The organism is Erythrobacter sp. JB3-1 (assembly GCF_057364995.1).
This window is the reverse complement of the sequence record NZ_CP200289.1, coordinates 1574054-1600399: the sequence shown is the minus strand read 5'-3', so window position 1 is coordinate 1600399 and position 26346 is coordinate 1574054. Positions and strand designations below refer to the sequence as shown.

General features: G+C 58.6%; 27 protein-coding genes, 2 tRNA genes and 1 pseudogene. 19 read left to right on the top strand and 11 right to left on the bottom strand.

Going from position 1 to position 26346, the window contains the following annotated elements; all coding sequences use genetic code 11:
- Positions 1-265 precede the first annotated feature (265 nt).
- Together AC0V6M_RS07665 and AC0V6M_RS07660 are read right to left on the bottom strand one after the other, a co-directional pair.
- Positions 266-341: transfer RNA gene (locus AC0V6M_RS07665), tRNA-Thr, on the bottom strand.
- Positions 342-395: 54 nt separating this feature from the next.
- Positions 396-469 (bottom strand) — tRNA-Cys (locus AC0V6M_RS07660).
- Positions 470-618: 149 nt separating this feature from the next.
- Between AC0V6M_RS07660 and AC0V6M_RS07655 the strand changes: the two genes are divergently transcribed.
- Positions 619-1398 (top strand): thioesterase family protein, encoded by a 780-nt coding sequence (locus AC0V6M_RS07655; RefSeq protein ID WP_486138228.1) that lies wholly within the window; start codon positions 619-621, stop codon positions 1396-1398.
- A 30-nt stretch (positions 1399-1428) separates the two neighbouring features.
- Here AC0V6M_RS07655 and AC0V6M_RS07650 read toward each other — a convergent pair whose 3' ends face one another.
- The 4 genes from AC0V6M_RS07650 to AC0V6M_RS07635 all read right to left on the bottom strand — a co-directional run bounded on the left by AC0V6M_RS07650 (position 1429) and on the right by AC0V6M_RS07635 (position 4863).
- A complete protein-coding gene (locus tag AC0V6M_RS07650; protein WP_486138227.1) occupies positions 1429-2247 on the bottom strand; it encodes a crotonase/enoyl-CoA hydratase family protein in 819 nt (272 codons plus the stop codon).
- 98 nt (positions 2248-2345) lie between these two features.
- Positions 2346-2795 carry a winged helix-turn-helix domain-containing protein gene (locus tag AC0V6M_RS07645; protein WP_486138226.1) on the bottom strand — a complete coding sequence of 150 codons (450 nt, stop codon included), beginning with the start codon at positions 2793-2795 and terminating at the stop codon, positions 2346-2348.
- A 309-nt stretch (positions 2796-3104) separates the two neighbouring features.
- Positions 3105-3563 (bottom strand): helix-turn-helix domain-containing protein, encoded by a 459-nt coding sequence (locus tag AC0V6M_RS07640; RefSeq protein ID WP_486138225.1) that lies wholly within the window; start codon positions 3561-3563, stop codon positions 3105-3107.
- A 100-nt stretch (positions 3564-3663) separates the two neighbouring features.
- Positions 3664-4863 (bottom strand): LL-diaminopimelate aminotransferase, encoded by a 1200-nt coding sequence (locus AC0V6M_RS07635; RefSeq protein ID WP_486138224.1) that lies wholly within the window; start codon positions 4861-4863, stop codon positions 3664-3666.
- A gap of 157 nt (positions 4864-5020) precedes the next feature.
- On the opposite strand from AC0V6M_RS07635, the gene AC0V6M_RS07630 reads away from it, so the two are divergent.
- On the top strand, positions 5021-6973 hold the full coding sequence (locus tag AC0V6M_RS07630; protein ID WP_486138223.1) for a PHA/PHB synthase family protein: 1953 nt from the start codon (positions 5021-5023) through the stop codon (positions 6971-6973).
- On the opposite strand, the gene AC0V6M_RS07625 is transcribed toward AC0V6M_RS07630, so the two are convergent.
- Positions 6970-7470, bottom strand: a complete 501-nt coding sequence (locus tag AC0V6M_RS07625) for a hypothetical protein (protein ID WP_486138222.1) — start codon at positions 7468-7470, stop codon at positions 6970-6972. The genes AC0V6M_RS07630 and AC0V6M_RS07625 overlap by 4 nt on opposite strands.
- Here AC0V6M_RS07625 and AC0V6M_RS07620 point away from each other — a divergent pair.
- From AC0V6M_RS07620 to AC0V6M_RS07590, 7 genes and pseudogenes are all read left to right on the top strand, one after another.
- The gene (locus AC0V6M_RS07620) at positions 7469-7909 is read left to right on the top strand and encodes a phasin family protein (protein ID WP_486138221.1); all 441 of its coding nucleotides are present in this window, start codon (positions 7469-7471) and stop codon (positions 7907-7909) included. The genes AC0V6M_RS07625 and AC0V6M_RS07620 overlap by 2 nt on opposite strands.
- Positions 7910-8173: 264 nt before the next feature.
- A complete protein-coding gene (gene clpS / locus AC0V6M_RS07615) occupies positions 8174-8581 on the top strand; it encodes an ATP-dependent Clp protease adapter ClpS (protein WP_486138219.1) in 408 nt (135 codons plus the stop codon).
- Between the two features lie 39 nt (positions 8582-8620).
- The gene (locus AC0V6M_RS07610; protein ID WP_486138218.1) at positions 8621-9127 is read left to right on the top strand and encodes a DUF427 domain-containing protein; all 507 of its coding nucleotides are present in this window, start codon (positions 8621-8623) and stop codon (positions 9125-9127) included.
- Positions 9128-9380: 253 nt separating this feature from the next.
- Entirely contained in the window at positions 9381-10571 is a 1191-nt protein-coding gene (locus AC0V6M_RS07605; RefSeq protein ID WP_486138217.1) for an LptF/LptG family permease, read from the top strand.
- An 18-nt stretch (positions 10572-10589) separates the two neighbouring features.
- Positions 10590-11686: pseudogene (lptG, locus tag AC0V6M_RS07600) on the top strand (LPS export ABC transporter permease LptG).
- Positions 11683-12201 carry a GNAT family N-acetyltransferase gene (locus AC0V6M_RS07595; protein WP_486138216.1) on the top strand — a complete coding sequence of 173 codons (519 nt, stop codon included), beginning with the start codon at positions 11683-11685 and terminating at the stop codon, positions 12199-12201. The pseudogene lptG and the gene AC0V6M_RS07595 overlap by 4 nt, the downstream one beginning before the upstream one ends.
- A gap of 109 nt (positions 12202-12310) precedes the next feature.
- Positions 12311-12652: a hypothetical protein gene (locus AC0V6M_RS07590; protein WP_486138215.1), complete on the top strand. Its 342-nt coding sequence runs from the start codon at positions 12311-12313 to the stop codon at positions 12650-12652.
- Positions 12653-12668: 16 nt separating this feature from the next.
- Here AC0V6M_RS07590 and AC0V6M_RS07585 read toward each other — a convergent pair whose 3' ends face one another.
- Positions 12669-13760 (bottom strand): fatty acid desaturase family protein, encoded by a 1092-nt coding sequence (locus AC0V6M_RS07585; protein ID WP_486138214.1) that lies wholly within the window; start codon positions 13758-13760, stop codon positions 12669-12671.
- Between the two features lie 151 nt (positions 13761-13911).
- On the opposite strand from AC0V6M_RS07585, the gene AC0V6M_RS07580 reads away from it, so the two are divergent.
- The 3 genes from AC0V6M_RS07580 to AC0V6M_RS07570 all read left to right on the top strand — a co-directional run bounded on the left by AC0V6M_RS07580 (position 13912) and on the right by AC0V6M_RS07570 (position 16743).
- Positions 13912-15072 carry an N-acetyltransferase gene (locus AC0V6M_RS07580; protein WP_486138213.1) on the top strand — a complete coding sequence of 387 codons (1161 nt, stop codon included), beginning with the start codon at positions 13912-13914 and terminating at the stop codon, positions 15070-15072.
- Positions 15073-15165: 93 nt separating this feature from the next.
- On the top strand, positions 15166-15597 hold the full coding sequence (locus tag AC0V6M_RS07575) for a response regulator transcription factor (protein ID WP_486138212.1): 432 nt from the start codon (positions 15166-15168) through the stop codon (positions 15595-15597).
- Positions 15598-15948: 351 nt separating this feature from the next.
- Positions 15949-16743, top strand: coding sequence for a response regulator (locus AC0V6M_RS07570; protein WP_486138211.1), 795 nt, complete (start codon positions 15949-15951; stop codon positions 16741-16743).
- A gap of 25 nt (positions 16744-16768) precedes the next feature.
- Here the strand turns inward: AC0V6M_RS07570 and AC0V6M_RS07565 are convergent, their stop codons facing one another.
- A complete protein-coding gene (locus AC0V6M_RS07565) occupies positions 16769-18211 on the bottom strand; it encodes an HWE histidine kinase domain-containing protein (protein ID WP_486138210.1) in 1443 nt (480 codons plus the stop codon).
- 335 nt (positions 18212-18546) lie between these two features.
- On the opposite strand from AC0V6M_RS07565, the gene AC0V6M_RS07560 reads away from it, so the two are divergent.
- The 3 genes from AC0V6M_RS07560 to AC0V6M_RS07550 all read left to right on the top strand — a co-directional run bounded on the left by AC0V6M_RS07560 (position 18547) and on the right by AC0V6M_RS07550 (position 20566).
- Positions 18547-18642, top strand: a complete 96-nt coding sequence (locus tag AC0V6M_RS07560; protein WP_486138209.1) for a NepR family anti-sigma factor — start codon at positions 18547-18549, stop codon at positions 18640-18642.
- A complete protein-coding gene (locus tag AC0V6M_RS07555) occupies positions 18642-19253 on the top strand; it encodes a sigma-70 family RNA polymerase sigma factor (RefSeq protein ID WP_486138208.1) in 612 nt (203 codons plus the stop codon). The genes AC0V6M_RS07560 and AC0V6M_RS07555 overlap by 1 nt, the downstream gene beginning before the upstream one ends.
- A gap of 128 nt (positions 19254-19381) precedes the next feature.
- Positions 19382-20566 carry an AI-2E family transporter gene (locus AC0V6M_RS07550; RefSeq protein ID WP_486138207.1) on the top strand — a complete coding sequence of 395 codons (1185 nt, stop codon included), beginning with the start codon at positions 19382-19384 and terminating at the stop codon, positions 20564-20566.
- A gap of 12 nt (positions 20567-20578) precedes the next feature.
- On the opposite strand, the gene AC0V6M_RS07545 is transcribed toward AC0V6M_RS07550, so the two are convergent.
- Positions 20579-21853, bottom strand: a complete 1275-nt coding sequence (locus tag AC0V6M_RS07545; RefSeq protein ID WP_486138206.1) for a dicarboxylate/amino acid:cation symporter — start codon at positions 21851-21853, stop codon at positions 20579-20581.
- A gap of 126 nt (positions 21854-21979) precedes the next feature.
- Between AC0V6M_RS07545 and glmM the strand changes: the two genes are divergently transcribed.
- The 4 genes from glmM to AC0V6M_RS07525 are packed head-to-tail and all read left to right on the top strand — an operon-like array spanning position 21980 to position 25274.
- Positions 21980-23317, top strand: coding sequence for a phosphoglucosamine mutase (glmM, locus tag AC0V6M_RS07540; RefSeq protein ID WP_486138205.1), 1338 nt, complete (start codon positions 21980-21982; stop codon positions 23315-23317).
- Between the two features lie 24 nt (positions 23318-23341).
- Positions 23342-23566 (top strand): DUF1272 domain-containing protein, encoded by a 225-nt coding sequence (locus AC0V6M_RS07535; protein WP_486138204.1) that lies wholly within the window; start codon positions 23342-23344, stop codon positions 23564-23566.
- On the top strand, positions 23563-24381 hold the full coding sequence (gene thiD, locus AC0V6M_RS07530; protein WP_486138203.1) for a bifunctional hydroxymethylpyrimidine kinase/phosphomethylpyrimidine kinase: 819 nt from the start codon (positions 23563-23565) through the stop codon (positions 24379-24381). Before AC0V6M_RS07535 ends, thiD begins: the two co-directional genes overlap by 4 nt.
- Complete coding sequence (locus AC0V6M_RS07525) at positions 24378-25274, top strand: acyl-CoA desaturase (protein ID WP_486138202.1); 897 nt, start codon at positions 24378-24380, stop codon at positions 25272-25274. Before thiD ends, AC0V6M_RS07525 begins: the two co-directional genes overlap by 4 nt.
- Positions 25275-25385: 111 nt before the next feature.
- On the opposite strand, the gene AC0V6M_RS07520 is transcribed toward AC0V6M_RS07525, so the two are convergent.
- Positions 25386-26258 carry an LOG family protein gene (locus tag AC0V6M_RS07520; protein ID WP_486138201.1) on the bottom strand — a complete coding sequence of 291 codons (873 nt, stop codon included), beginning with the start codon at positions 26256-26258 and terminating at the stop codon, positions 25386-25388.
- Positions 26259-26346: the final 88 nt, after the last annotated feature.

The following is a 26346-nucleotide window of genomic DNA, read 5'->3' as shown; positions in this document are numbered from 1 at the left end:
GTTATTGGCTTCGAGTTTATATTGACATGAACTGATGCCGCCCGATTGGACAAGCCTTTGGCCGATACTCTGTCACACCAATTTGGTATAGTGACTCGAGCAGGCTTAACTTGGCACAGCGCTTCACAGCCAATAGGCGTGGTTTTAGAGGAATTTGCGAGTGTTTTTGTGGAGATTGGTCGCTAGTCCAGCGTTACTCAACTAAAGATGCAAAGCACACATATTTTGCGCAAACGCATCTTGAATTGTTATAAAACTAAAGTGGTGGTGCCGCTTAGAGGACTCGAACCTCTGACCCCATCATTACGAATGATGTGCTCTACCACCTGAGCTAAAGCGGCGCCGGCGGGTGATAGTGGTGAACCACCCGAATGTGCATCTTTCCAAGAGAAAGATGGAGGCCCGAGCCGGAATCGAACCGGCGTACACGGATTTGCAATCCGCTGCGTCACCACTCCGCCATCGGGCCAACCCTTTTGATCTTACGACCTGCGGAGCGCGCGCACTAGCGATTCGTGGAGGCAAAGGCAATGCGCCTTGTGCCCCTAATGCAAAGCCATCGACTTTCCGTAAGGGCAATCTGGACGCAGCCGCTTTCGCGCGGCACAGATGAGCGCCATGACTATTGCCAGCCTTCTTGAACCGATCACCGGCAAGCCCGGCCCCGCCCGCTTGGAACATGCCAGCGACTGGATGCAGGGGCGTACCCTATATGGCGGCGCATCGGCGCTGGTGGGATACACTATGGCGGTGCGCGCTTTTCCTGATCTGCCACCGCTGAGGGCCGCGCAAATCGGCTTTGTTGCGCCGATTGGCGAAGAGGTTGAGCTAAAGGCGGAAATCGTCCGTCAGGGGCGCAATGTCACTCAGGTGCGCAGCGAGATTTTGAGCGACGGAAAGGTGGCGCTAACGGGGTTCTGGCTGTTCGGCACCAGCCGCGATCCCAATGCCCAGCGCCCCTCCAGCTCGCCCGACAATTGGCCCGGCGCGCCAGAAAAAGCCGCGCAGGCCATGACTGGGCAGGCGCCGGCCTTCATCCAGAACAGTTTCGATGTACGCTTTGGCCAAGCCAAAGGCGAAGACCAAGGCGCGACCGTGCGCCGGTGGGCCCGGCTGACCGAAGACCACAGCCTCGATACGGTCAGTCAATTGGTGCTGATGGGGGATGTGATGCCGCCTGGCGCGATGCGGATTATGCAGCGTATGGGGCCGATCAGCTCGATCAACTGGTCTTTCAATGTGCTGGAGCCAGAGGCGAGCAATTCTGATGGTTGGTATCTGGCCGAAAACGCCAGCCAGCACGCCGACAACGGCTATTCCTCAGAGCGCCTGCGGATGTGGAACAGCGAAGGCCGACAGATGCTCGACGGGCTGCAATGCGTCGCCGTGTTTGGCTAGCGAAGGAGGCGGGTTAAGCCGCCGCCAACCTCAAACGTCATCGAAATTGGCTTTGCGTTTTTCCATGCCGGCCATCACTGCCTCAACCTGATTTTTGGTGCGCATGATCCCGTGCTGCTCGATGCTTTCCTCCATAAGGATCGTATCGGTGTCGCTTTCCAACATGCCCGCTTGCAGACGCTTGGCCGCGCGAATCGCATGGGGATTGCGACCCGCAATCTCGCTCGCGATCAGAGTAGCGCGCGCAACCGGATCCTCGTCAACGTGGGTAGCGAGGCCAAGCTCATGCGCCTCCGCCCCAGAAAACTCGCGATTGGTGTAGATCAGTTCGCGCAGAACATCGTCGCGGACCAGCCCCCGCCACAAGGCATAGCCGCCCATGTCCGGCACCAACCCCCATTTCATCTCCATGATGGCCATGCGCGTATCGGGGTGAACCACGCGCATATCCGCCCCGCTGGCAATTTGCAGGCCGCCGCCAAAGCACACGCCGTGGACCGCCGCGATCACTGGCACCGGCAGCTTGCGCCATTGCATCGCCACCTGCTGAAACTTGTTGGCATTGCCATAGGTCCGCTCGGTCAGCTCCGGCTCATCAGGACTGGGCTTGCGCGAGAAATTGGATAGGTCGAGCCCGGCACAAAACGCGCGGCCTTCGCCCGAAAGAACAACCGCCCGAAGGCCCTTCATCCGCTGCAACTGGCTGCTGGCCTCAATGATCCGCTGAAACATCTCTGGATCAAGCGCATTCATTTTGTCGCCGCGGGTAAAACGCACCTGCGCCACCCCATCATCACCAAGTTCAATCGCAATGCGATCATTGGAAGTCATTACAGCAGCTTCGGACATTGTCTTTTCCCTCATGGCCTTGGACGTGGCTTAGGCAGGGCATTCCGCCTCATCTGTGAAAAGACTGCCGCAAGGCGCCCCTCGAGTCCAGATAAGCCTTAGCGTTTGTCGCTGACTTCGCTTTCGTCCTGGCTTTCGACCTCGGCTTCAGCGGGCTCGGCTGTCTCTTTGGAAAACTTAAACACGCCCGGATCGGCGGGGACATCGAGAAAATAGCCACCGTTATCATCCGTCACCAAAATATGCGCCAGATCGAAGCCAGCCAGTTTAGCCCGGACACGCGCGACGTGAACGGCGACGCTGTTGGTCTCTGGCTCGTACATTATGCGCCAAACATCGGCGAGCAATTGCTCGCGCGATAATGTCACTCGCGGCTCTTCGGCAAGCCGCCAAAGCAGCTCAAATTCACGCGGATGTAGGCCCAGCCAGCGATCCTCTACGCGTCCATCGCGGTGGAATAAGTCCAGCGTGAGGTCACCTGCTTCCCGAAACCGCGGGATCAGCGCGTCGCCATCAGGCACCAAATTATAGGCTGCGATCGAGCTCACGGCCCCCTCCACGATGCAGTAGGATGTATCGCACGGTCACGCGTGGTTGGGTGAGCGCACGGCAAAGGCGAAGTGTAAACGCCATCAACCATTTCCTGATGTGTTCAATTTTATGCATCTAAAAGGAACATGAGATCAATTCGTTCCCACTTTCAATTGATTATTCTTCAAATCCTATTTCATTCAATCACTTAGATATAAATGAATATGCAGTATTCTTCACAAGATAATGACCATTCTACTATAACCGCACAGTGTAGCATGCTCCAAACTAGTCGGAACTTCGAATAGCAATCGAGTAACTCAACATTAGAATCCAACGTCCATGACATCGCTGAGTGCTTGCGCGGCGTTGAGAGCCAAAATTACAGCCAAAAGAACGCCAAAGGCGATCCCCACAACCGCGGCCAGGCGAGCGAGCACACCATAGCGCCCATCGAAAAGCCCGAGTGAAACCTTATACTTGCCAGCTCCGGGAAAACCCAATTGTTCGGGAAATTGAACGGGACCAATAAATGGCCGCATTTCAGGGCTTGCCTTAGCCTGCACCGCTTCAGAGTTCTTAGGCTTTATGGCGCGATACTTCTCAACCAGCTCGTTCAGGCTGCCGGCTTCATAGACGTCTTTCAGCGCCCTGATATGTTGGTTGATCCGGGTCTCCGAAACGCCGAGCTCTTGGGCGATAACCTTGATCGGCACACGCCGATCAATCCGCTCGATCACGTCACGCTGCCGGTCGGTTAATGGCCTTTGGTCGGCGGGTGGCATATGCCCCTCCCTAACTCAGCAGTGCTCATACGAACAACGCTCGCCAAGCCGTTCCGCTCCGAACCAAGCGTAATAATTCTGCTCCGACCCATAATCATTCTTAAGATGCGCCAGTGTTGAGACCAAGTGAGGCAAAATATTTCTTAATGTTTCGAGCCGCTTGCCGCAGCCTCTGCTCATTTTCGACCATCGCAATACGAACGAATCCTTCACCTTCCTCACCGTAACCAACACCTGGTGCGACAGCGACTTCGGCCTCGGTCAGCAGTTTCTTCGAAAACTCAAGACTGCCCATTTCCGCCAGCGCTGGCGGCAAAGGGGCCCAAGCAAACATCGAAGCCGAGGGGGATGGAATATCCCACCCCGCACGGCCAAACGCCTCCACCATCACATCGCGGCGTTTGCGATAGAGGTTGCGATTGCTCTCGACGATGTCCTGCGGGCCATTGAGAGCCGCGCAGGCCGCCGCCTGGATCGGCGTAAAGGCGCCGTAATCAAGATAGGACTTCACCCGGGTCAAAGCGGCGATCAGTTGCTTATTGCCGACCGCAAAGCCCATCCGCCAGCCAGCCATCGAATAGGTCTTGGACATGCTGGTAAATTCTACCGCGACGTCTTTCGCTCCCTTCACCTGCATGATCGAAGGTGTTGGGTTGCCGTCATAATAAAGCTCTGAATAGGCAAGGTCGGACAAGATCCACACCTTGTTCTCGCGCGCCCAGGCGACAAGCCGCTCGTAAAACGCGAGGTCAACGACTTCAGCGGTTGGGTTGGAAGGATAGCTCACCACCAGCACGCTGGGGCGCGGGACGGTGAAGTTCATCGCGCTTTCGAGCGAGCGCCAATAACCCTCGTCCGGCGTCGTCGGGATCGCGCGGATCGTCGCGCCGGCAATGATGAAACCAAAGGTGTGGATTGGATAGGATGGATTGGGCGCCAGCACCACGTCACCCGGCGCAGTGATCGCATTTGCGAGGCTGCCCAGCCCCTCTTTGGAGCCCATGGTGACTACGACTTCGCTCTCTGGATCAAGATCGACCCCAAAGCGGCGGCCATAATAATTCGCCTGAGCCTTGCGCAGGCCCGGAATGCCCTTTGACTGCGAATAGCCATGCGCGTTGGGTTTCGCGGCAACTTCGCACAATTTGTCGATTACGTGCTGGGGCGGAGGCTGATCGGGATTGCCCATGCCCAAATCAATAATGTCTTTACCCGCCGAGCGCGCCTCGTGACGCATCGCGTTAACTTCGGCGATTACGTACGGTGGCAGCCGCTTCATACGGTAAAATTGGTCGTTCATTGCGATTCCTACCCAGTTTTGCGCAATCATCATAGCAAAAGGCGCACGAATCAGTTTAGGCGATTAACAGTCGAAGTGGGAAGGCAATTTCGCTATTCTGCTGGGGAACCTCGAAAAACCCCGTGTATTGGGTAGGGTAAACGGAGCACAAACGGCCATGTCAAAAGATGATCCCACCAACCCATTACTGGGAGGCGGTGAGCCATTCCGCGCCTTTTTCGACATGCAAGGCGAAGCAATGAAAGAGATGTTTTCGCAAGGGGCTGGTGGCGGTGCGCCCGGCGCAGACAGCGATGGCAGTGAGGCAGCCAGCGACTTTTTTGGCAAAGTGCCCTCCGCCGGCGAACTCGCCGAATGGGGCAAAGCCAGTGCAGAGCTGCAAAAGATGTGGCTCGAGTTTGCCGCCTATCAAGCCAGTGAAACTGCAAAGCAGGTGCCCCAAGGCAGCAACCCGCTGGACCCGGCGCAGTGGATGCTGATGACGCAAAGCCTGCTAAAACAAGCGCCGATCAATCCGCTGGAGGCCCCGGCCAAGCTAGCGCAGGAATCGCTGCAATTGTGGCAGGGCGTGCTCGGCCGCTTCGTTGCCCCTATGGCAGGCGACGGCGCGGACGCCTCTGAAGGCGAGCTGCAACTGCCGCGCAAAGACCGCCGCTTTGCCGATCCAGCGTGGAGCGAGCATCCCGCCTTTGCGCTGCTGCACCAAACCTATCTGATGCTGGCGGAGCATTTCCAAACTTCCGTCAAATCAATGAAAGGCGTCGACAAGGAAAAACGCCGCCAATTGGAATTCGCAGTCACCACTTTGGCGGAGGCGATGAGCCCGGACAATTTCCTGCTCACCAACCCCGTTGTGATGAAACGCACGGTTGAGACACGCGGGCAAAATCTGGTGCGCGGGATGAAGCACCTCATCACCGATCTCAAACGCGGCCAGCTCACCCATACCGACGCCAACGCCTTTACTCTGGGCGAGAACTTGGCGGCGAGCCCCGGCAAGGTCGTGCATGAAACCGAACTGTTTCAACTGATTCAATACAGTCCATCAACGAAAGACGTCTATGACGTGCCGCTGGTGATCTTCCCGCCGTGGATCAACCGGTTTTATATCCTCGATCTGACGCCGGAGAAGAGCTTCATCAAATGGGCCGTCGATCAGGGCATCACGGTGTTTGTTGTCAGCTGGAAGTCTGCTGATGAAAGCATGGGCGAGGTTGTGTGGGACGATTACATCCGCTCGCAGATGCAGGCGATTGATTTGGTAAGAGAGCGCCTGTCCGTTCCCGCCGTGCACGCGATCGGTTACTGCGTGGCGGGCACAACGCTGGCCGCGACATTGGCGATGCTGGAACGCCGGGGCGAGGCGGATAAGGTCAAGTCAGCGACATTCTTCACCGCGCAAGTGGACTTTGAGAAAAGCGGTGAGCTTAAGCACTTTATCAAAGAGAGCCATTTGGAGATGATCGATACGCTCTCACCCAAGGGCTATCTTGATGGGCGTTATCTCGCCGCGACGTTCAACGCGCTGCGCGGCAAGGATCTGATCTGGAACTACGTCGTCAACAATTACCTGCTCGGCGAGGACTATCCTGCCTTTGACCTGCTGCATTGGAACGGAGATGTCACCAATCTGCCGTCCAAATGGCACAATGATTACCTGCGCGATCTTTACCGCGACAACAGACTGGTGGTGCCCAACGCCCTATCAGCGGACGGCACGCCGATTGATCTGACGCAGGTAAAAACGCCCAGTTTCGTCCAGGCGGGCAAAGAGGATCACATCGCGCCTGCGGAAAGCGTGTGGCGCCTGACCGAGCATTTCAGCGGCCCGCTGGAATTCCTGCTCGCAGGCTCCGGCCATATCGCGGGCGTGGTGAACCCACCAGCGGCGCGCAAATACCAATATTGGCTGGGCGATAGCAAAGCGGGTTCACTCAAAGCCTTTGTCGAGAGCGCAGAAGAGCATCCGGGCGGCTGGTGGCCGCATTGGCACAACTGGCTGGAGCAGCAGGCGCCGGAAAAAGTACCCGTAAAAGGCAAGCGCAAGCCCGGCGGGCGCGGTGACACGGTCATCGAAGATGCACCGGGACGCTATGTCAAAACCCGCTAAATATCTGTTTTAAAGCCATTTAGTCGCTTATTGTGCACTGCACAAAAAATGCTTGACTTCGCAGTTGCAATCACTATTTTGTGCAGTGCAACATAAAGCGAGGTTATTATGGCTACCAACGCCCCATCTAAGATTGATGCTGCTGCTGAGAAGGCATATGCCGAAGCTGCTACACAGAAAACTGTAAGTGAAAAGGCTGTAGAAAAAGCAGTCGACGCCGACGCGCCGAAGCCTGCCGCAAAGGCAGCCGCCGTGAAAAAAGCGGTCGCAGCTCCTGCTGCTAAGAAGACCGCCGCTAAAAAGGCACCTGCCAAGAAGAAGGCAGTCGCCAAGAAAGCCGCTGCAAAGAAGAAGCCAGCGGCGCGCAAGGCAGCCCCAAAGAAGGTTGCTGCTAAAAAGACCGCTGCGAAGAAGCCTGCTGCAAAGAAGGCACCAACAAAAGCCGCAGCGAAGACCACAGACACCAATCCAGTCATCAAACTGAAGGATACGATCATGGCCACTGCCAAGAACACCGATATCACTGCGACTGCCAAGGAATTGGCTGCTGACGTACAGACCCGCGTGAAGACCGCCGCTGCTAAGGGCACTGAGCTCGCAAGCGAAGTTGGCGATTTCAACAAAGCCAACGTCGATGCCGTCGTTGAATCAGGCAAGATCCTGTTCGCTGGCATGCAAGACATGGGCCGTGAGCAAGTCGAAACCGGCAAGACCGTTGTTGAAACCGTCACCGCAGACGTGAAGAAAATGGTTTCCGTTAAGTCACCAACCGAACTGGTCCAGATGCAAGGCGAATTGGCTCGTCGCAACTTTGACGCGGTTGTGTCTTACGGCTCCAAGAGCACAGAAGCATGGGTGAAGCTTTACAACGAAGCATTCGCACCAATTTCGAACCGCGTTAGCGTAGCTACTGAGAAAGTCTCGAAGGCTGCCTAATCCGAATATTCGAATTTGAATACAGAGCTTTTCAGAGCCGGCCTCTCCACTCTCCCAACTGGCTCTCGAAAACGCGCGAAAGCGCAGGGCCGGATAGACCATTATGGTTTGTCTGGCCCCTTTGTTTTTGGACCAATAATTGGCAAGCCAGCACCGCGAATACGCCGAAACTGCGCTGCAATCAGGCAAATCGCCTTGGTAAAACCTTAAGGTTGCGCATGGCATCTTGCAGATGGGCCAACCTTTCCGATATTGCACACCATGATGACTGACACTCTGCTTCTCACCCACAGCGATGCGACCACACCTTTATGGCTGCCGCCATTGTCGGCTGGCCATGACGGTGCAGACGGCAATGACTGCGATGATGGGTCGGACAGCGAAGTTGGTGTCGCGACCAAGACCCGCACAAAACCGAAAAAGCCCAGTCAGTACAAAGTGCTGTTGCTGAATGATGACTACACCCCGATGGAATTTGTGGTGATGGTGCTGAAGCGGTTCTTCTCGATGGATTTGGAGCAGGCGACGCGCGTGATGCTGCATGTCCATCAAAAGGGCGTCGGCTTGTGCGGGATCTTCCCCTATGAAGTCGCCGAGACGAAGGTCAATCAGGTGATGGATTTTGCCAAGCAGAACCAGCACCCGCTGCAATGCACACTCGAAAAAGCGTGAGTTCTGCGCAGACCTTTAGACGCGCGGCCCGCTAAGCCAGTGCGGCAGCCCCACCATCCGCAGCCCGATCCTGTCGGCGAAAATCAGGAAAGCGTGTGGGATTACCCGCGCCCGGCGATTGCCGAGCCAACCACCCGCCGGATCGCTATCATGCATCGCGGCGTCACATTGGCCGATACGATAACCGCGTTTCGCACGCTCGAGACCAGTCACCCGCCGACCTATTATCTGCCGCAAGCAGACATTGCGATGGAGCATTTCAGCCCCAATCCGCGCCGCTCTCTATGCGAGTGGAAGGGGCAAGCGAACTACTGGGATGTCGCCATCGGCGATGAGCGCTTGGAGGCGGCGGCGTGGTCTTACCCCTCGCCCAGGCCCGCATTTGAGACAATTGCTGGCTACCTTGCATTCTATCCCGACTTCTTCGACCAATGCCTGGTCGATGGCGAACAGATCACGCCGCAGCCCGGCGGATTTTATGGCGGCTGGATCAGTCAATATGAGGCGGGCCCGTTCAAAGGCATCCCCGGTAGCCGCTTTTGGTGAGCCTGCCTTTATTGCAGCAGTCCGCGCAACCGCCACCGTCCAGTCAGAAACCATACATCCACCGCGCTTAGGCATACGGCAGATGACCCGGGTGAAAAACCTCGCTATGGGCCTTGATAAGACACCGCTTCGCCTGGGTGATTGCCCCGGCGAATACGCCGCGCAACCTTTGGATGTGAAAGCCAGCTAAGCTCCCGTGCTCAACGCTTTTCCCAGTATTGACCGATATATCTTCCGGCTAGTGATATTTCCAATGCTGGGCGTGTTTGCCCTCGCCGCCTCGCTGCTGATGCTCGACAAAATGTTGCGCCTGTTCGACTTCGTAGCGGTAGAAGGCGGCCCGATTGGCGTTGTTTTCAAGATGCTGGGCGCGCTGATCCCGGAATATGCCAGCCTTGCCATCCCATTGGGCTTGCTGCTCGGCATTTTGCTCGCTTTCAGAAAGCTCGCGACCTCCAGTGAGCTCGATGTGATGCGCGCTGTCGGCCTCAGCTATTGGCGGCTGCTGCGCGTTCCCTATGCGATCACATGCGTGCTGGTGGCGATCAATGTCGCGCTGGTGTTCTATGTCCAGCCGATCAGTCGGTATTATTACGAGCAGATGGAGTTTGAGCTGCGCTCTGGCGCACTGGGCGCATCGATCAAGGTCGGCGAATTCAACACTCTGGCCGACCGTATGGCCTTGCGAATTGAGGAAAGCGAAGACGAAGGGCGGCGTTTGATCGGCATCTTTGCCCGCGTCTCCAACTCGCAGGATCAAGTTCTGTCGATCAGCGCGCGTGAAGGCGCATTTTTGGCCACCAGCGATGATCCCAACACCATCATATTGCGCCTGTCCGAAGGTACTATCGTGCAAGACACAGGCAACGAGACCCCGCGTGTCCTATCCTTCAGTCGGCATGATCTGCCGATAGACCTGCCCGCGATTGAGGAATTTCGCGCGCGCGGCGATGCGGAGCGAGAGTATATCCTGCCCGAATTGCTCAGGATCGGGTGGTCGGATGACAATGTCGCAGAGCTTGAGCGCGATGCCAGCCAAGCAAGCTTTCACTTCCGATTGGTAGAAGTGGTTATGATGCTGCTAATGCCGCTGTTGGCGGTGGCATTGGCGATCCCGCCCAAACGATCAACCAGCGCACTGGGCGTGTTCGTCTCGATTGTGATGGTGGTCGCTTATCACAAGATCAATCAATATGGCGAAGACATCGCGACATTGGGCCGGATCGATCCCATCATCGCCTTGTGGGGCCCGTTTGTGGTGTTCGCCGCGCTGATCCTATGGATGTATTACCGTGTCGCCCACGTTCCCGGCGGGCAAGCGATTGGCGCGCTGGAAACCGGCACAGCCAAAATCGGCAAGGGACTGCGCAAGCTGTTTGACCGGCGCAAGCCGCACCGGCTGCGCGGGCCCGATCCTGACCCGCAACCATCGCCAGCGGAATAGGCAGGGTATAGCCTCACCATGCAGCTCGACTTTTTCCCTTCGCGCACCCTTACGCTCTATCTGGCGAAGATGTTCATCGTGCGGATCCTTGCGGTCCTAGTGATGCTGGTGCTGGTCCTAATGATGCTCGACCTGCTGTCGAACAGCGGCGACATTCTGGCGGTGCCCGGCAATGGCGATAGCGAGGTTTGGAAATATGCCAGCCTGCGCATTCCTCAGCTCATATCGCGCTTCCTTCCCTATTCGGTGCTGCTCGCGACGCTGATCACCTTGGTCACGCTCAACCAGAACAGCGAGGTCGTGGCGATGAAGGCCGCCGGCCTCTCAGCGCACCAAGTCCTCTCGCCGCTGCTGCTCACAGCCGCACTGGTTTCGCTCATCAGCTTCGGCTTTCACGACCGCGTCGTGACCCGCGCAACCGCAACTCTCAAGGCATGGGAGGCGGCCGATTATGGCCCGGTCCCAGAGGCCTCCAACGTGAAGGCCAACGTCTACCTCACCGACGGCTCCAGCATTTTGTCAGCCGCCAGCCTCAGCGGCACGGGCGAGCAAATCACCATGACCAATGTCACGTGGTATGAACGCGCGCCCGGCGGCATCATCCGCCAGCAGGTCCGCGCACCCCGCGCCGTCTATGCGAGCCCCGGCTGGAAGCTGGAAAACCCGGTTCGTTTTGAAGTCGGAAGCGCAGACAGCCAACCGCTCGACAGCCTGACTGTCGGGGCAGGCATCTCGCCGGAAAGGATTGGCTTGGAATCGGTCGATCCAGAAGCGCTGTCTTTCTTTGAGCTGTCCGAGACAATCGACGCCTATGAGGCCGCTGGTCGGCGCACTTCAGAGATGAAGGCCAAGTGGTGGCACAAATTGTCCGGGCCTTTGTCCGCTTTCCTGATGCCGCTGCTAGGCGCAATCGCCGCCTTTGGTCTCGCCCGGTCAGGGCAATTGTTCGTGCGCGCGATCATCGGCATGGGTCTGGGCTTTGCTTATTTCGTGGTCGACAATGCCGCGCTGGCGATGGGCAGCTTTGGCGGGTACCCCCGTTCCTCGCCGCCTGGGCGCCGTTCTTCCTGTTCTTCCTTGTGGGTGAGACTGTCCTCATTCGGACCGAGGAATGAGCGATTGGTCCTTGCGCCTCGCGCGCGCTGATGACGCCGAGGCAATGCCCCCGATTGAGCTGGCCGCATCCGTTCTGTTCAAAGACGATCCTGATCTGGTTAGCCTCGATTTTGACGACCATTGGCAGCCGAATGAGCTGCGCCGTCTGATCCGCAAGGGACATTGTCTGGTCAGCCATGTCGACGAGGAAATGGTCGGTTTCCTAGTGACCCAGCCTTTTCAGCGCGAACTGCACATTTGGGAAATGGACGTATTGCCGGTGCACCAAGGCAAAGGCATTGGCGCAGGCATGGTCCGCGCGTGCCAGATTGACGCGCGCAATTCCGGCTTCAAGGCCATCACGCTTACCACATTTCGCGATTTGCCATGGAACGCGCCATTCTACGCCCGGCTCGGCTTTGAGCAGGTGACCGCCTTGGACGCGCACCCCCGGCTGGCCGGAGAGCTTGCCAATGAAGCGGATGATGGACTGCCAGCAGAACGCCGCTGCGCGATGATCCATTTCCTCGATTGATTGCCCGCGCAGTGGCGCATGAACCCTCGCAGCAACGCTTTGCCGCAAGCTGGTTTGAACACCTCCGCCTTCGCGCCTAGGCTGCGCGCCTAGGTTTGGGAGGACAAATATGAAGTGCATTCAACTCATCGGCGCATTGGGCGCGGTCGCGCTGCTGTCAGCCTGCGGCAATCGCAGCGATGAAACCGCCGAGGCTTCACGCGAATTGATCCCGCTTGAGGAAATCGATGCACCCACCGATGAAGAGCTGGCCCTCGGCGCCAGCGCAGAGGATGCGGTGGATGGAAGCGAAGGAAGCGGCAATGGCGCGGCCTCTGGCCTCAATATTACCAGCGGACCAGATTACGGCGGGGACGCAGCGAGCGGTTCTGACACAATGATCCGCGGCGAAAGCTCGCAAGCCATCGACCCCAAAGCATCCAAATTGATCAAGGCTGACCCAGCGCAATAGGCTGAGCGAAGTCCGCTCAGTGCATCATAGTGCTGCGCGCGATCCGGCCCACCAGCGGCAGCAGGCCGGGATGGTTGGCGCCGGAATAGGTTGAGCCTGCACCAAACTCAGCGGCCAAACGCCGGTGCGCCTCTGGCAGATCGTGATAGGGCATGGATGGCATCAAGTGGTGCAGCGCGTGATAACGCAGACCAACAGGGGCCCAAACCTCTGCCATTGGACCGGGCGGCGGGACATTCACGCTATCGAGGAACTGGGCGGTCACCGTCATCGGCTCGCCCTCATTCTCCCACAAATGCGCCACCAATGTGCGCAGCTGATTGAGAACTGCCGTCAGCGACAGAATGGCCAGCGCGATCAGCAGTGGTCGCCAGCCCAAAAACTGGGTGCTGGCGAGCAGCGCCCATGACCAGACGAACACGCCCGCCTCTTGCCATTTCACTTGGCGAGACAGCTCACCGTTGGGCGGCTTGCGGCGGAAGTCGGGATTGATCGACAGCGCAGAGAACCGCTCCCACACAAAAGTACGAACCGGCGGGATGATCGCGCCCAATGGCACGAGGATCGCCGCGCGCACGATCAGAGCAATCGGCGCCAGAAACGCGACCAGCACAAAGGCGGGCAAGCTCCACGGCTTCATCAGCGCCAGTGGCAGATATTCGGGATCTTCGATCGTGCCGTAGCGCGTTCGAGTGTGGTGGATTGTATGCACGCCCTCATACATGAAGCTGGGGGTCAGCAGCGGGATGCCGACCAGCAAGTTCCAGCCCTTACGGAAGCCCGGCAGTGCATCGCGGTGAATATGGGTGAGCTCGTGAATGAACATCAGCGAGCGGTAAAGCGCCAAGGCCGCGACCAAGCCGAACACGATTGAAAGCGCCAAATTGCCCGACAGAATAGCGCCCGCAATGCCCGCATATCCGACACCAGTCGAAATCAGCATGTCGGGCCAATAAATCCCGGCGCGTGCTTCGCCCAAATCCTTGGTCAGATCGCGCGCGGCGCGCAGCATATCTTTATCGTCGCTCGTCTGAAACTGTGCACGCGTGGGCACACCAGCGGCTTCGCCGGGCGCGCCCTTTGCAGGGATCAGAGGTTGCTCAATCATCGTCATTACGGTGCTTTCAATTCCGCCATTTAGGCGATCTTACCGGCGAGGACAAACGCATCCTGTTGGCAAGAGTGATCGATTCTCTTGCGCGTTGGCCGCTGCCGGGACAAACAGACGCCTTGGCAATGGGCTGAACAAGGCGACCTGCGTGACCAATGCGCAAATAAGCATCGAAGCGGTAACCGACAAGCGCGGACGCGCGCAATTCGTTGACTTGGGGCGTGAATTTGCCGCATCTGTGGCGCACCATGTCCCGCAATTGCGCTCTGAATTGCTGGAACTGATCAACCCGGACAAGAACCCGTTTTTCAAGCATGGCAAAGCGCAATTGTTCATCGCGCACCGTGATGGAAAAATGGTCGGGCGCATTTCCGCGCAGATCGATGAGCTGGCGCTGGCTATGCCTGCCGAGCAGGGCTTTGGCCCGGGAACCGGCATGTTCGGATATTTCGATGCGGCCGACGAACAGGTCGCACAGGCGCTGCTGGAAAAGGCGCAAAGCTGGCTGGCGGATCAAGGCATGACGCGCGTACTTGGCCCAATCTCTATGGCCATGTGGGAGGAGCCCGGGCTGTTGGTAAGCGGCCATGACCATTCGCCGATGATCATGATGGGCCATCACCCCGCGCATTATCAAAGCTGGATCGAAGGCGCAGGCTACACCCGAGCCAAGACGCTCTACACCTATGATCTCGACATCACGAAAGACTTCCCGCCGCTGGTGCAGCGGATCGTGAAATCGGGCAAGCGCAACGAGCGGATCACTATTCGCCGCGTCGACAAATCCAATTGGGATCGGGATGCAGGGATCGTGCTGTCAATCCTCAATGATGCCTGGTCGGACAATTGGGGCTTCACCCCCTTCACTCCTGAAGAGGTCGCCTATGCGGGCAAGAAGCTGAAGACGATCATCTTTGAGCCGCTGAATATGATTGCGGAGGTCGAGGGCAAACCGGTTGCCTTCATGCTGACCTTCCCAGACATCAACGATGTGCTTGCAAAGATTGATGGCAAGCTGTTGCCGTTTGGCTGGTTCCACATGCTGCGCTGGCTGCGCGGGCCGCGTGGTTCGGGTATGCGAGTTCCGCTGATGGGCGTTTTGAAAGAGGTGCAAAACTCGCGGCTGGCGAGCCAGCTGGCCTTTATGATGATTAACGAGATCCGCGACAGCGCCAACACCACTTTCGCCTCAAAGCGGGCTGAGATCGGCTGGATCCTTGAAGACAATCAGGGAATGGTAGCGATTGCCGACACGATCCAAGCTCAGATCAACCGCGAATATGCGATCTATGAAAAGCCGCTAGCCTAGCTCGCCGCCTCGTCACACCTTGCAGACTGTAACGGATGCACCATTCCATTCGTAAGACCAATTGTCGTTACGTCGTTCAGCGAAGGGGGACGCATGCTCTTATTTAGCAAAGACAAATCCGCGCCTGCCCGCCTGCCCCGTCGGGTTTTGGTGGTTGAAGATCATGCCGAACATGGCCGCGTGCTAGAAGAAGCCTTGATCGACGAAGGCGTGGACGAGGTGAATATTTGCCCTTCGACGGCATGCTCGCTGGAGCGGCTGCGCTCTGGATCGTTCGATGCGATCATCCTCGATGTGCATCTGGCAGACAGCGACATGGGCTGGGAAGTTGCGGAATTGGTCGATGCGGTGGGCGGCGATGCCACCCGCATCATTTTTCAAACCGATGATCCCGCTGAAATCCCGCCAGCGATCCAGAAACTCGGTCCTGTCCTTACCAAACCCTATGGCCCGGACGAGCTCATCGCGATGCTGAAGACGGCGCCGCGCAAAGGCATGTTCGATCGGTTCCGCCGCAAGAGCTGATCCCAGCAAGGCTCTGGCGCGATACGAAAAAAGGCCTCCACTCGGGTGAGTGAAGGCCTTGGGATCGTATCACCAACCGCTTGGACGGGAGGGGGTCTCGGCGGTGATACAGACAAAATGCACCGCCAAAGCTCTGGTTCCCGCTGACTTCAAAATTTTTTCGATTATTTGACTCCATTTCGGAGCAAACCGAGGTTGGCCTTTGCCTGGGCTGCCCTGACAAGGTGCTCAGCATCTGCATGACGCCCGTTGCAACCAAGCATAGACGCGCCGCGTAACTGCAACGAAGCTATAGAATAGGCGCTCCAAATCGTTATAGGGGTGCGCACATCATTGAATGGATGCGAACACATGCCACTTGGCCAAGACATTGCTACCAATCTTCCATACTTACGCCGCTACGCCCGGGCGTTGACCGGCGCGCAGGCCACAGGCGATGCGTTCGTGCGCGCCACATTGGAAGCAGCGCTGGCCGATGAGACCCTGAAGAAATCGCTCGAAGGCGGACGGGTCGCTCTATACGCGGCGTTCAACAAGGTCTGGTCGAGCGCCTATATGGAAGTCGCGAATGACGAAGCGCCTGCTGGCGAGCATGAGGCAGCGGCCAACGCGCGGCTGGATGCGATCACGCCGCTCAACCGTCAGGCCTTGCTGCTCACCACTCTGGAAGATTTCACCCCTGCGCAAGCGGCTCAGATCATGGAGCTGGAGCCAGCCGACGTTGAAAAGCTGGTGCAAGAGGCGGTGAGCGAGATCGACCGCGAGACCAGCACGGACGTGCTGATCATCGAAGACGAGCCGCTGATCTCGATGCAGCTTGAGGATCTCGTCAAATCGCTGGGTCACACAATCTGCGGAACTGCCGCCACGCGCACGCAGGCGCGCGAGATTATAGCGGAAAAGACGCCAGGATTGGTGCTGGCCGATATTCAATTGGCCGATGGCTCATCGGGTCTCGATGCTGTCGATGACATTCTCGCGATTGGCGATGTGCCAGTGATCTTCATCACCGCCTATCCAGAGCGCCTCTTGACCGGCGACCGGCCAGAGCCGACCTATCTGGTGACCAAGCCATTTGAGGAACGAACCGTCAGCGCTGCGGTCAGCCAGGCTTTGTTCTTCGGCTCCAGCAAGCCGCTGGACTGATTTCCTAGAGACGGCAGGCGGGCAATTAGGCCTCTGGTTGATCGCGCAATTGAAACTCGCCCGCGGGGCGCACTGGCACGCGCAGGGCGCAGCGCACCCCAGCGGTGTCGAACTGCAAATCAACCGGATGGCGCAATTCGTGCGCGACGATCTTTTGAATGAGCTCCGTGCCAAATCCGCGCCCGCGCGCCTCGCTCACCTCTGGTCCGCCCGCCTCCAGCCATTCAACCTCGGCCAAGTTCGGCTCAACCAATGACCATGTAATCGACACGCGGCCATTATCAGCGCTGAGCGCGCCATATTTAGCCGCATTGGTGGCAAGCTCGTGAATCGCCTGACCAAACGTCAGCGCATCATTCGGGGCAAGCTCCACATCCGGCCCCTCGATCTCAATTTCGTGCTCTCTCGCCGCACTGACATGAGCCAGCTCAGCTTTGACGACGGAGGCAATCGGCGTGGTTCCCCATTCCGAATTGGTCAGCAAATCATGCGTGGCCGACAGAGCTCTGATCCGGCCAGCCAGCCCTTCCGCAAAATCATCGAGATTGTCCGCCCGGCGCCGCGTCAGCGACAGCAGCGAGAGGACATTTGCAAGCGTGTTTTTGACCCGGTGATTAAGCTCCCGGGTGAGCGAATTGCGGATTGAGTGCTGCTCTTCAAAGAATTCAAGGCGCGCATTGTCCTTGGCCATTTGCCGGGTCAGGATCCCGGCGAGCGCAGCCAACAAAGCAGCCACGGATAGGCCAAGCAGCAGAGTGACCACAGATAATGGGGTCATTAAGGCAGGTGTCGGCGCGGCCACCTCCAAACGCATGGTGCGGCGGACGATCTGGACCGGGTACTGGGTCGTATTGGCGGTTGAAACGATGGACGGCCGCTCTGCCAGCAAGGCGGCCTGATCACCCATTCCATCGAACAGTCGAACAGTCAGATCATTTTCAACCGCCGGATCCAGTGCCGATGAAAGAAACATTTTCGCGTCAAACGCGCGGTGGAGGAAGCCATTGAGCGCATCCCCATCCATCACTGGCATGGCAATTAGAAAGGCGGGAACTTTACCGCCCTCAGAGCCAGCGATCATCAACCTGCCAGAGACCGAAGGGGCCCCATTGGCCTGGACCGCCGCCAGTGTTTCTCGAAGCATCGGGCTGGCTTTCTCATCGCCATCTTCGGCGCCAGTCAGCGGCATCCAACCCATCGGCCCCGCCCCCGGCACTTCGAAATCGCCCTCCATCTCCGCGCTGAATTGCTGAAGCAGATCCGGCGTGGCCCGCCTACTACTCGACAGCACCACCGCACCTGCGTGCATGTAAGACACGGCAATATTGGCCTCATGGCTCAGTTCAGAGGCGATGGACGAGGCGATCTTACGAGTTTTTATGCTCTCGCTATTGCGCGCGCCCGCCTCAATCGCGAACACGCTGAGCAAGGTGACCGTAGAAATAGCAATAAAAATAAATGCAGGCACGGCGCTCGGATAGGCAATCAGCCATTGCCGAATTCCTCCGAGTGATACCGTGTCTTTTTGTTTAGATGCCTTTGCGTGCATCAGTCCAAGCTCTTATGTGTCAGTGGCAAGGGAACAATACATAGGCCGTATCGTTCCCAAATTGATACGTAGTAATGCCGCCGATATGGCGGAACATGCCGGTGCCTTTCGCCTGCTGTGGAGTATATCAAGATCAATTATGGCCTCGGGTAAAGAAACATTGCCGACTGACGCAGCGGCGCAAAAATCAAAAAGCGCGAAAGCCGCGGACCAGCCGCAATGGGCCGACGGGCTGAAGCGAGCTGTACGATTCCGTGGTCGAAGAACCGCTGCCTGACAGCTTTAAAGACCTGCTGTCTCAGCCGGACGACGTCGGCACGGACGACGCCAACCAAAATGGGGATGGCTGATGTCGGCTGAGACCCGCAGCGCGTCTGAAAAAGCCGACTTTAAGCGCGAGCTAACCGAAGTTGTGCCGCATTTGCGCGCCTTTGCGCGCGGCCTTTGCGGCCGTCCCGACATGGCGGATGATCTGGTTCAGGAAACGCTGTTGAAGGCATGGGCCGCGCAGGAACGGTTTGAGCCGGGCACATCCATGCGCGCCTGGACTTTTGTGATCCTGCGCAATGCCTATCTCACCGATATGCGTCGCAACCGTTTTCGCGGTGACTATGATGAGACGGTGGCAGAACGGATTTTAACAGCGCCAGCCGGGCAGGAGGAACCGATCCACCTGTCTGACATGCACCGCGCGTTGCTGACGCTGCCGCCGGAACGGCGCGAGGCCTTGCTATTGGTCGGCGCGGGCGGGTTCTCTTACGAGGAAGCTGCGCAAATATGCGGCTGCGCCGTCGGCACGATTAAGAGCCGGGTGGGCCGCGCCCGCTCAACGCTTAATGACATGCTGGCGGAGGGCAATATTCCGCAACGCTCGATCGAAGATGAGACAGCACACCGCGCCATCCTAGAAGAATTGGACGATGTCGCCGCTGGCAACGGCGAGACCGCGAAGGTCGACTGATTCAGGCATATTGCTTGCGCTTGCCTCACGCGTGTCTTGCCGCCTAAAATCTCAAGTTCGCGCGTCAGCCGCTTGGCGCGGCTTTGCAGTCCTGCAATAAGGCCAGCCTCCAGCTAGAATTGCCTGACATGACGAGCGAAACACCCGACCCAAACGCGAGCGAGCCAAGCGCCATCCCCGCCTCCAGCAGGCGGCTGGCATTTGCTGAGCAGGAAGTGCGTCTGGTGTCGGCGCTGGTCTTGCTAATCGGGATCGGCCTGTTCCTCGCCCTGCCGTTTGTTCTGTCGATTGGGTCGGTGGTGTTCCTGCCGCTGGTCACAGCGATCTTGCTCACCATCCTGCTGTCACCGCTAGCCGATAGACTGGCGCGGATCGGGCTGCCCAATGTGCTCGCATCTTTGGGCTCATTGTTAGCGTTTTTGGCAGTCGTGCTGCTCGCGCTTGCGTTGGTGCTTCAGCCTGCCCTCGCCCTGTTCGACACTCTGCCTGCCATTACCCAGCAAGTGGGCGCGCGCTTTGCGGAGCTGCGCGATCAGTTCGAATGGCTCGCCATCATCAACCGCGAGCTGGGCGAAATATTGGGCGAATCCGGCACCCGCGAAGTTGTGCTCGCCACCCCGAGCCTGCTCGAACAGATCGCTTGGTCGACGCCGAGCGTCCTGATCGAGGTCTTGATCACGCTGCTGATGACGTTCTTCATGATCGAGGCGCGCGTGCGGCTGAGGCGGCATTTGCTGTTTGATCGCTCCAGCTTCGGCTCCAGCGTGAAGGCCGCGCGAGTGCTACGCGAGGTGCAGGACCGGGTCGCCGCCTATATTCTCACCGTCGGCTTCATCAACGCCTGTGTCGGCGTGGTGGTCGCGCTCGGTGCATGGGCGCTGGGTGTGGAGGCGCCGATCATGTGGGGCGGGCTCGCCGCGATCCTCAATTTCGTGCCCTATATCGGGCCAATCGCCATGGCCGCCCTGCTCGGCATGTTCGGCATCGGGACGGCGGACACAGTGTTCCTCGGACTGGTCCCGGTCACGGCTTACATCGTGCTGCACACGGTTGAAGCGAATGTTGTCACCCCATCAATTCTGGGCGCGCGCTTCACGATGAACCCGGTGATGATCTTGATCGCCCTGTCCTATTTCACATGGATCTGGGGTGTGCCGGGCGCGCTGCTATCGGTGCCAATCCTACTGACGCTCACCGCTCTGTTCGACCATATCGGTCGCCCCAATCTGATCGGCTTTGTGTTTGGTGAGCCCCTGTTTGCCAGCGAGCTGTTCAACCGCGGCCTCGAAGAGGAAGCCGGCCCAGCGGGCTAGCCTCGCAAGCCCTCAATCCTTGGAACGGTCCACCGTGCTGGTCACCGCCACATTCATTGTGACATTCGCCAATGTGCGCATGATATCGGGCAGCATTTCCACCGCCACCAGCAAGGCCAGCGGCTCTATCGGCACGCCCATAGCCAGCGCAATCGGACCGATCGACACCACAAAGCTGATTGATCCCGGCAGGCTGACCGAACCTATCGAGATAATCACCGCCACGCCAATACCGATTAGCATCAGCGGCCAGGACACCTCGATTCCCGCAAGGCTCGCGACATACAGCGCCACCGCCATGTTCATCGCCACACTAGTCGCGCGAAAAATCGCCACCGCCAGCGGCAGCACAAACTCGCTGGTTTCCTCGCGCAGGTTAAGCCGCGCTGCGCTGTCGAGCATGGCTGGCAGGCTGGCGAGCGAGCTTTGCGTTGAGACCGCAACCGCCTGGGCAGGCAGCACCGCTTTCGCAAAGCGCAGCGGGCTGACCCCGACCAGCGCCCACGCCATCAGATAGGCGAGCACCAGGATGAAACCGCCCATTGCGGAGACGACCAGAATGTAATGTGCCAGCGTCGCAAACGCGCCGCCGCCGCTTTTCAGGCCCACGCCAAAAGCGAGCGCAAACACGCCAAGCGGCGCGATCCACAGCACCCAACCGATGATCATCAGCATGGTGTTGGCCAGCGCATGGAAAAAGCCGAGCATCCGCTCGCTCTGATCCTTGGGCAGGCGCGTCACTGCGACCGCAAACAGAGCGAAGAATATGGTGAGCGGCAACATCGCCGTTTCCGCCGCGGCGGCGATGATATTAGGCGCGATGAGCGAGGCGAGGAAATCGAGCACGCCGGGCACTTGCTGTTCGCCATCCGGGACAGCGGCCAGAAACCCGCTCGCGCTATCGGGAATCGGCAAGGCGCCAAGCACTACCGGCATCATCAGGGCGGTGAACAATCCGCCCGCAATCAGCACCGCGAAGACAAGGGCCAAGAACCGCCGCGCCGCCGCGCCAGCCCGCGCCGCCTCGGCCATTTGCGCAATGCCCAGCACCAGTAATGCCGCGACCAGCGGGATGATCGTCATCTGCAGCGCCCGCAGCCACAAGCTGCCGGTCAGCGCGATAATCTGCTGAAGCCAGTCAGCGATCCCGCCGCCCGCCAGCACCATGCCCAGCAGCAAGCCTGCGACCAGCCCGGCAAATGTCAGCGCCACTGGCAGACGGATAGAGGCCAGCTCGTAACGCTGCCCGCTCGTGGCTGCTGCGCTTTGGCCTTCAACTTCGCTCAAATTCTGTCCCCTTTGGGCCTTGCGCCCTTCCATTCGTGCGATAACCGCGCCAGAAGCGCCTGACAAATCGGCTTTTGCCCCGCGCACATTCGCAGCGGCGCTTTCATGGAGAGAACAGAAACAGCCATGGCACGCAAATTCTTTGGCACAGACGGCATCCGTGGCCGCACGAACAGCGATGTGATGACATCGCAAATGGCGATGAAAGTGGGACAGGCAGCGGGCGCTCACTTCATGCGCGGGAAGCACCGCCACCGGGTCGTAATCGGCAAGGACACGCGCCTGTCCGGCTATATGATTGAAAGCGCGCTGGTCGCAGGCTTCACCAGTGTCGGCATGGATGTGATCATGACCGGCCCGATCCCGACCCCGGCGATTGCGCTGCTCACGCGCGAAATGCGCGCCGATCTGGGTGTGATGATTTCCGCTAGCCACAACCCTTACGAAGACAATGGCGTCAAACTGTTCGGCCCAGACGGCTTTAAGCTGTCCGATGAAGACGAAATGCAGATTGAAGAGTTGCTGGATATGGAACCGGCGCTGGTCGATGCCCCCCAAATTGGGCGCGCGCGGCGGATCGAGGATGCGCGCGGGCGCTATATCCACGCGGTCAAGCAATCGGTCTCTGACGAGGTCAGCTTTGACGGACTGAAGGTTGTGGTCGATTGCGCCAATGGCGCGGCGTATGAAGTGGCTCCATCGGCGATTTGGGAACTCGGCGCGCAGGTCATCACGGTCGGCGTTGACCCCAATGGCACCAATATCAATGACGGCGTTGGCTCCACCGCAATCGAAGCGTTGCAAGCCAAGGTCGTTGAAGAGCAAGCGCATATCGGCATTGCTTTGGATGGCGATGCAGACCGGCTGATCATCGTTGATGAGAAAGGCCGCGCGGTCGATGGCGACCAGATTATGGCTCTCATCGCAACCCGCATGCACGAAAAAGGCGCGCTGACCGGCGGCGGCGTGGTCGCCACGGTGATGTCCAACCTAGGACTGGAGCGGCACCTCCGGTCACATGGCCTCACGCTGGAGCGGACCAAGGTCGGCGATCGCTATGTGCTGGAGCGTATGAAACAGGGCGGCTTTAACGTCGGCGGGGAGCAATCAGGGCATATGATCCTGCTCGATCACGCCACCACCGGCGATGGCACGGTGGCCGCGCTGCGCGTGCTTTCCAGTCTGGTACGCTCTGATAAACCCGCCAGCGAGTTGCTGCATGTGTTCGATCCAGTCCCGCAATTGCTCAAGAATGTGCGCTATTCCGGCGGAAAGCCGTTGGAGAACGACGCCGTCAAACAGGTGATCAGCGACGCTGAAGCAGAGCTGGAAGGCAAAGGTCGCTTGGTCATCCGCCCATCCGGCACCGAGCCGGTGATCCGCGTGATGGCTGAGGGCGATGACAGCGCCCAAGTTGAGGCAGTGGTGGACCGCATTTGCGACGCCGTGCGCGCCGCCGCATAGGCCTCAGCCGAGAGGGAAAAGACCATGCTGGAAATGCGCCCCGATTGCGAAAAATGCGGCACCGATCTGCCCGCCGAGGCACCCGGCGCGTTTATCTGCAGCTTTGAATGCACATTCTGCGCCGAATGCGCGGACGCGCAGGATGACCAATGCCCCAATTGCGGCGGCGAATTGATGGACCGCCCTACCCGCTCCAAGGCTCTGCAAGAGAAATTTCCGCCCAGCACGCAGCGTAATTTTAAAGGATGAGTGAGAACACACCGCCTGCTCCGCCGCGCATTCTGGCGATTGCCGGGTCCGATTCCTCCGGCGGCGCTGGCATTCAGGCCGACATCAAAACCATCACCATGCTGGGCGGCTATGCGATGACCGCCATCACCGCCGCGACCGCGCAGAACAGCCAAGGTGTGCAGGCAATCACGCCGCTGTCTGGGGACTTCGTCGCCAAGCAGATCACCGGCTGCATCAACGACATTGGCGTCGATGCGATCAAGATCGGCATGCTGCATGATGCCGATATTATCGCCCATGTGGCGGACGCGTTGGAACTGGTCGACAGCTTGGTTCCCGTGGTGCTGGACCCGGTGATGGTCGCGACGTCGGGGGCGACTCTGATCGCGGATGAGGCGATTGAGATCATGCGTGAACGGCTGTTCCCGCGTGCGGCGATAATCACTCCGAACCTGCCGGAGCTAGAGCATCTGGTCCGCCGTAACCTTGGCGACACGCGCCTGATCGAAGGTGCCGCCGAGGAGCTGATCCGGGCCCATGGCTGCGATGTGCTGGCCAAAGGTGGACACACAGAGGATGCGCGCATCATCGATATTCTGGTGCGACCTGGCGAAGTGCCCAAACACTTTGCTCAAGCCAAGATCGACACGCGCCACACGCACGGCACCGGCTGCACCCTCTCATCCGCCATTGCAGTGCTGCTAGGCCACGGTCAGCCGCTCGAAAACGCAGTCCGACTCGGCCAGAGCTTTGTCCGTCAAGCAATCGCAGCGGCGCCGGGGTACGGCCTTGGCAATGGGCCGCTCGGCCATCAGGCGGTACGCAGCCTATGATGGAGCCGGTCATCCGAGTGGATGGCCGCGAAGCCGACCCAATGCGGGGCCGCGTGCGGATCGATTGGCCAAAGGCTCTTTGGAACACTGGCATGCTTGGCGGAACATTGGCTGCGCTCTTTGTTGCTAGCTTACCCGCCATCGCACTGTTCCTTGCGCTCACCTATTTTACGCTGCTGATCGGCCACAGCGTTGGCATGCACCGAATGATGATCCATCGGACGTTTAAAACGCCCAAATGGCTCGCCAGAGCTCTGATTTACATCGGCACAATCGTCGGCGTTTCTGGCCCATCCGGGATCATCCGCATTCATGACACCAGAGATTGGGCGCAGCGCGAGCCGCGCTGCCACGACTTCTTCGCGCATCGCCGCTCTCTGGTTCAGGATCTCGCGTGGAACCTGTTTTGCAAGTTTGAATTTGAGCGCCCACCCAAGGTAACAATCGAGCCGGTAATCGCTGAAGATCGCTTCTACAAAATGCTCGATGCGACGTGGCGATGGCACCAAATTCCGCTCGCTATCGCCCTCTATTGGATTGGCGGCTGGGCCTTCGTTCTCTGGGGTGTTTGCGCCCGCGTGTTCGTGAGCACGGCAGGTCATTGGACGATTACCCACTTTTGCCACAACCCCGGCCCCGGAAGCTGGCTGGTCCGCGATGCGGGCATTCAAGCCTCCAACCTGCCGGGCCTTGGCCTGCTCACCTATGGCGAGTGCTGGCACAACAATCATCACGCCTTTCCCGAATCCGCGCGCATCGGCATTGAGCCAGGACAGGCCGATCCGGGCTGGTGGGTGATCGCCAGTTTGGAGCGCATGGGCCTAGCCCACGAAGTTGGAGCCCCGCGCGAGCACGACCGCCGGGAGGACTTGGTTGAGCGAAATAGTGCGTGATGCGCTGGTTGAAAGCGGCTTAACCACCCGCGCCCTCCCCCTTCCACCCGGAGCCTACCGGGACATCATCCGGGTGGAAGGGTGGAGGGAGCGGGTGGTTACGGGCATGCTCTAACGCTTAAGCTCGTAAAAGTCCGAAATATGCGACCAGGCCTCATCGGCGGTTTCGCACCAATGGAACAGCTCTAGGTCTTTCTTTGAAATCGTGCCTTCCTCGGCAATCGCTTCAAAATTGACCACCCGGTTCCAGAAATCCTTGCCGAACAGCAGGATTGGAATGGGCTGCATCTTGCCGGTCTGGATCAGGGTCAGCAGTTCAAAGAACTCATCAAATGTGCCGAACCCGCCCGGGAACACCGCAACGGCGCGGGCGCGCATGAGGAAGTGCATTTTGCGTAGCGCGAAATAGTGAAAATTGAGGCTGAGATAAGGCGTCACATAGGAATTGGGCGCTTGCTCATGTGGCAAAATGATATTCAACCCAATCGATTCAGCCCCGGCATCCGAAGCGCCGCGATTGGCCGCTTCCATAATCGACGGGCCGCCGCCAGAGCACACGACAAACTGCCGCTTGCCGTCTTCAACGATCCCTTTTTCAGAGACCATTTTCGCCAGCTTGTGAGCCTCGGCATAATATTTCGACTTCGCCGCCAGGCTGGCTGCGACCTTCTGTTCGTATTCGCTGCCATTCTTGGCCGCTTCAACCTTTGCATCCGCTTCTTCAGGTGAAGGAATTCGGGCCGATCCATACATCACCAGAGTGGAGCCAACGCGCGCCTCGTCCAGCAGCATTTCCGGTTTCAAGAGTTCCAGCTGGAAACGCACCGGGCGCAGCTCATCACGCAGCATGAAATCAACATCGCGAAACGCCAGCTTATAGGCGGGATGCTCGGTCTGAGGTGTATGTTCAGGCGCTTCTTCGGCGAAGCGGGTTTCCTGCTCGGCGCGGTAAAACTTGCGATCTGTGAGGTCTTTTTCAGTCATATCCACGCCCTTAGGCGCACAGCCAAGCGCGGGCAAGGACCAGGCCGGTCCGATCTGGGTTATGCACCCCACGCCGCGCCGCTTGCCC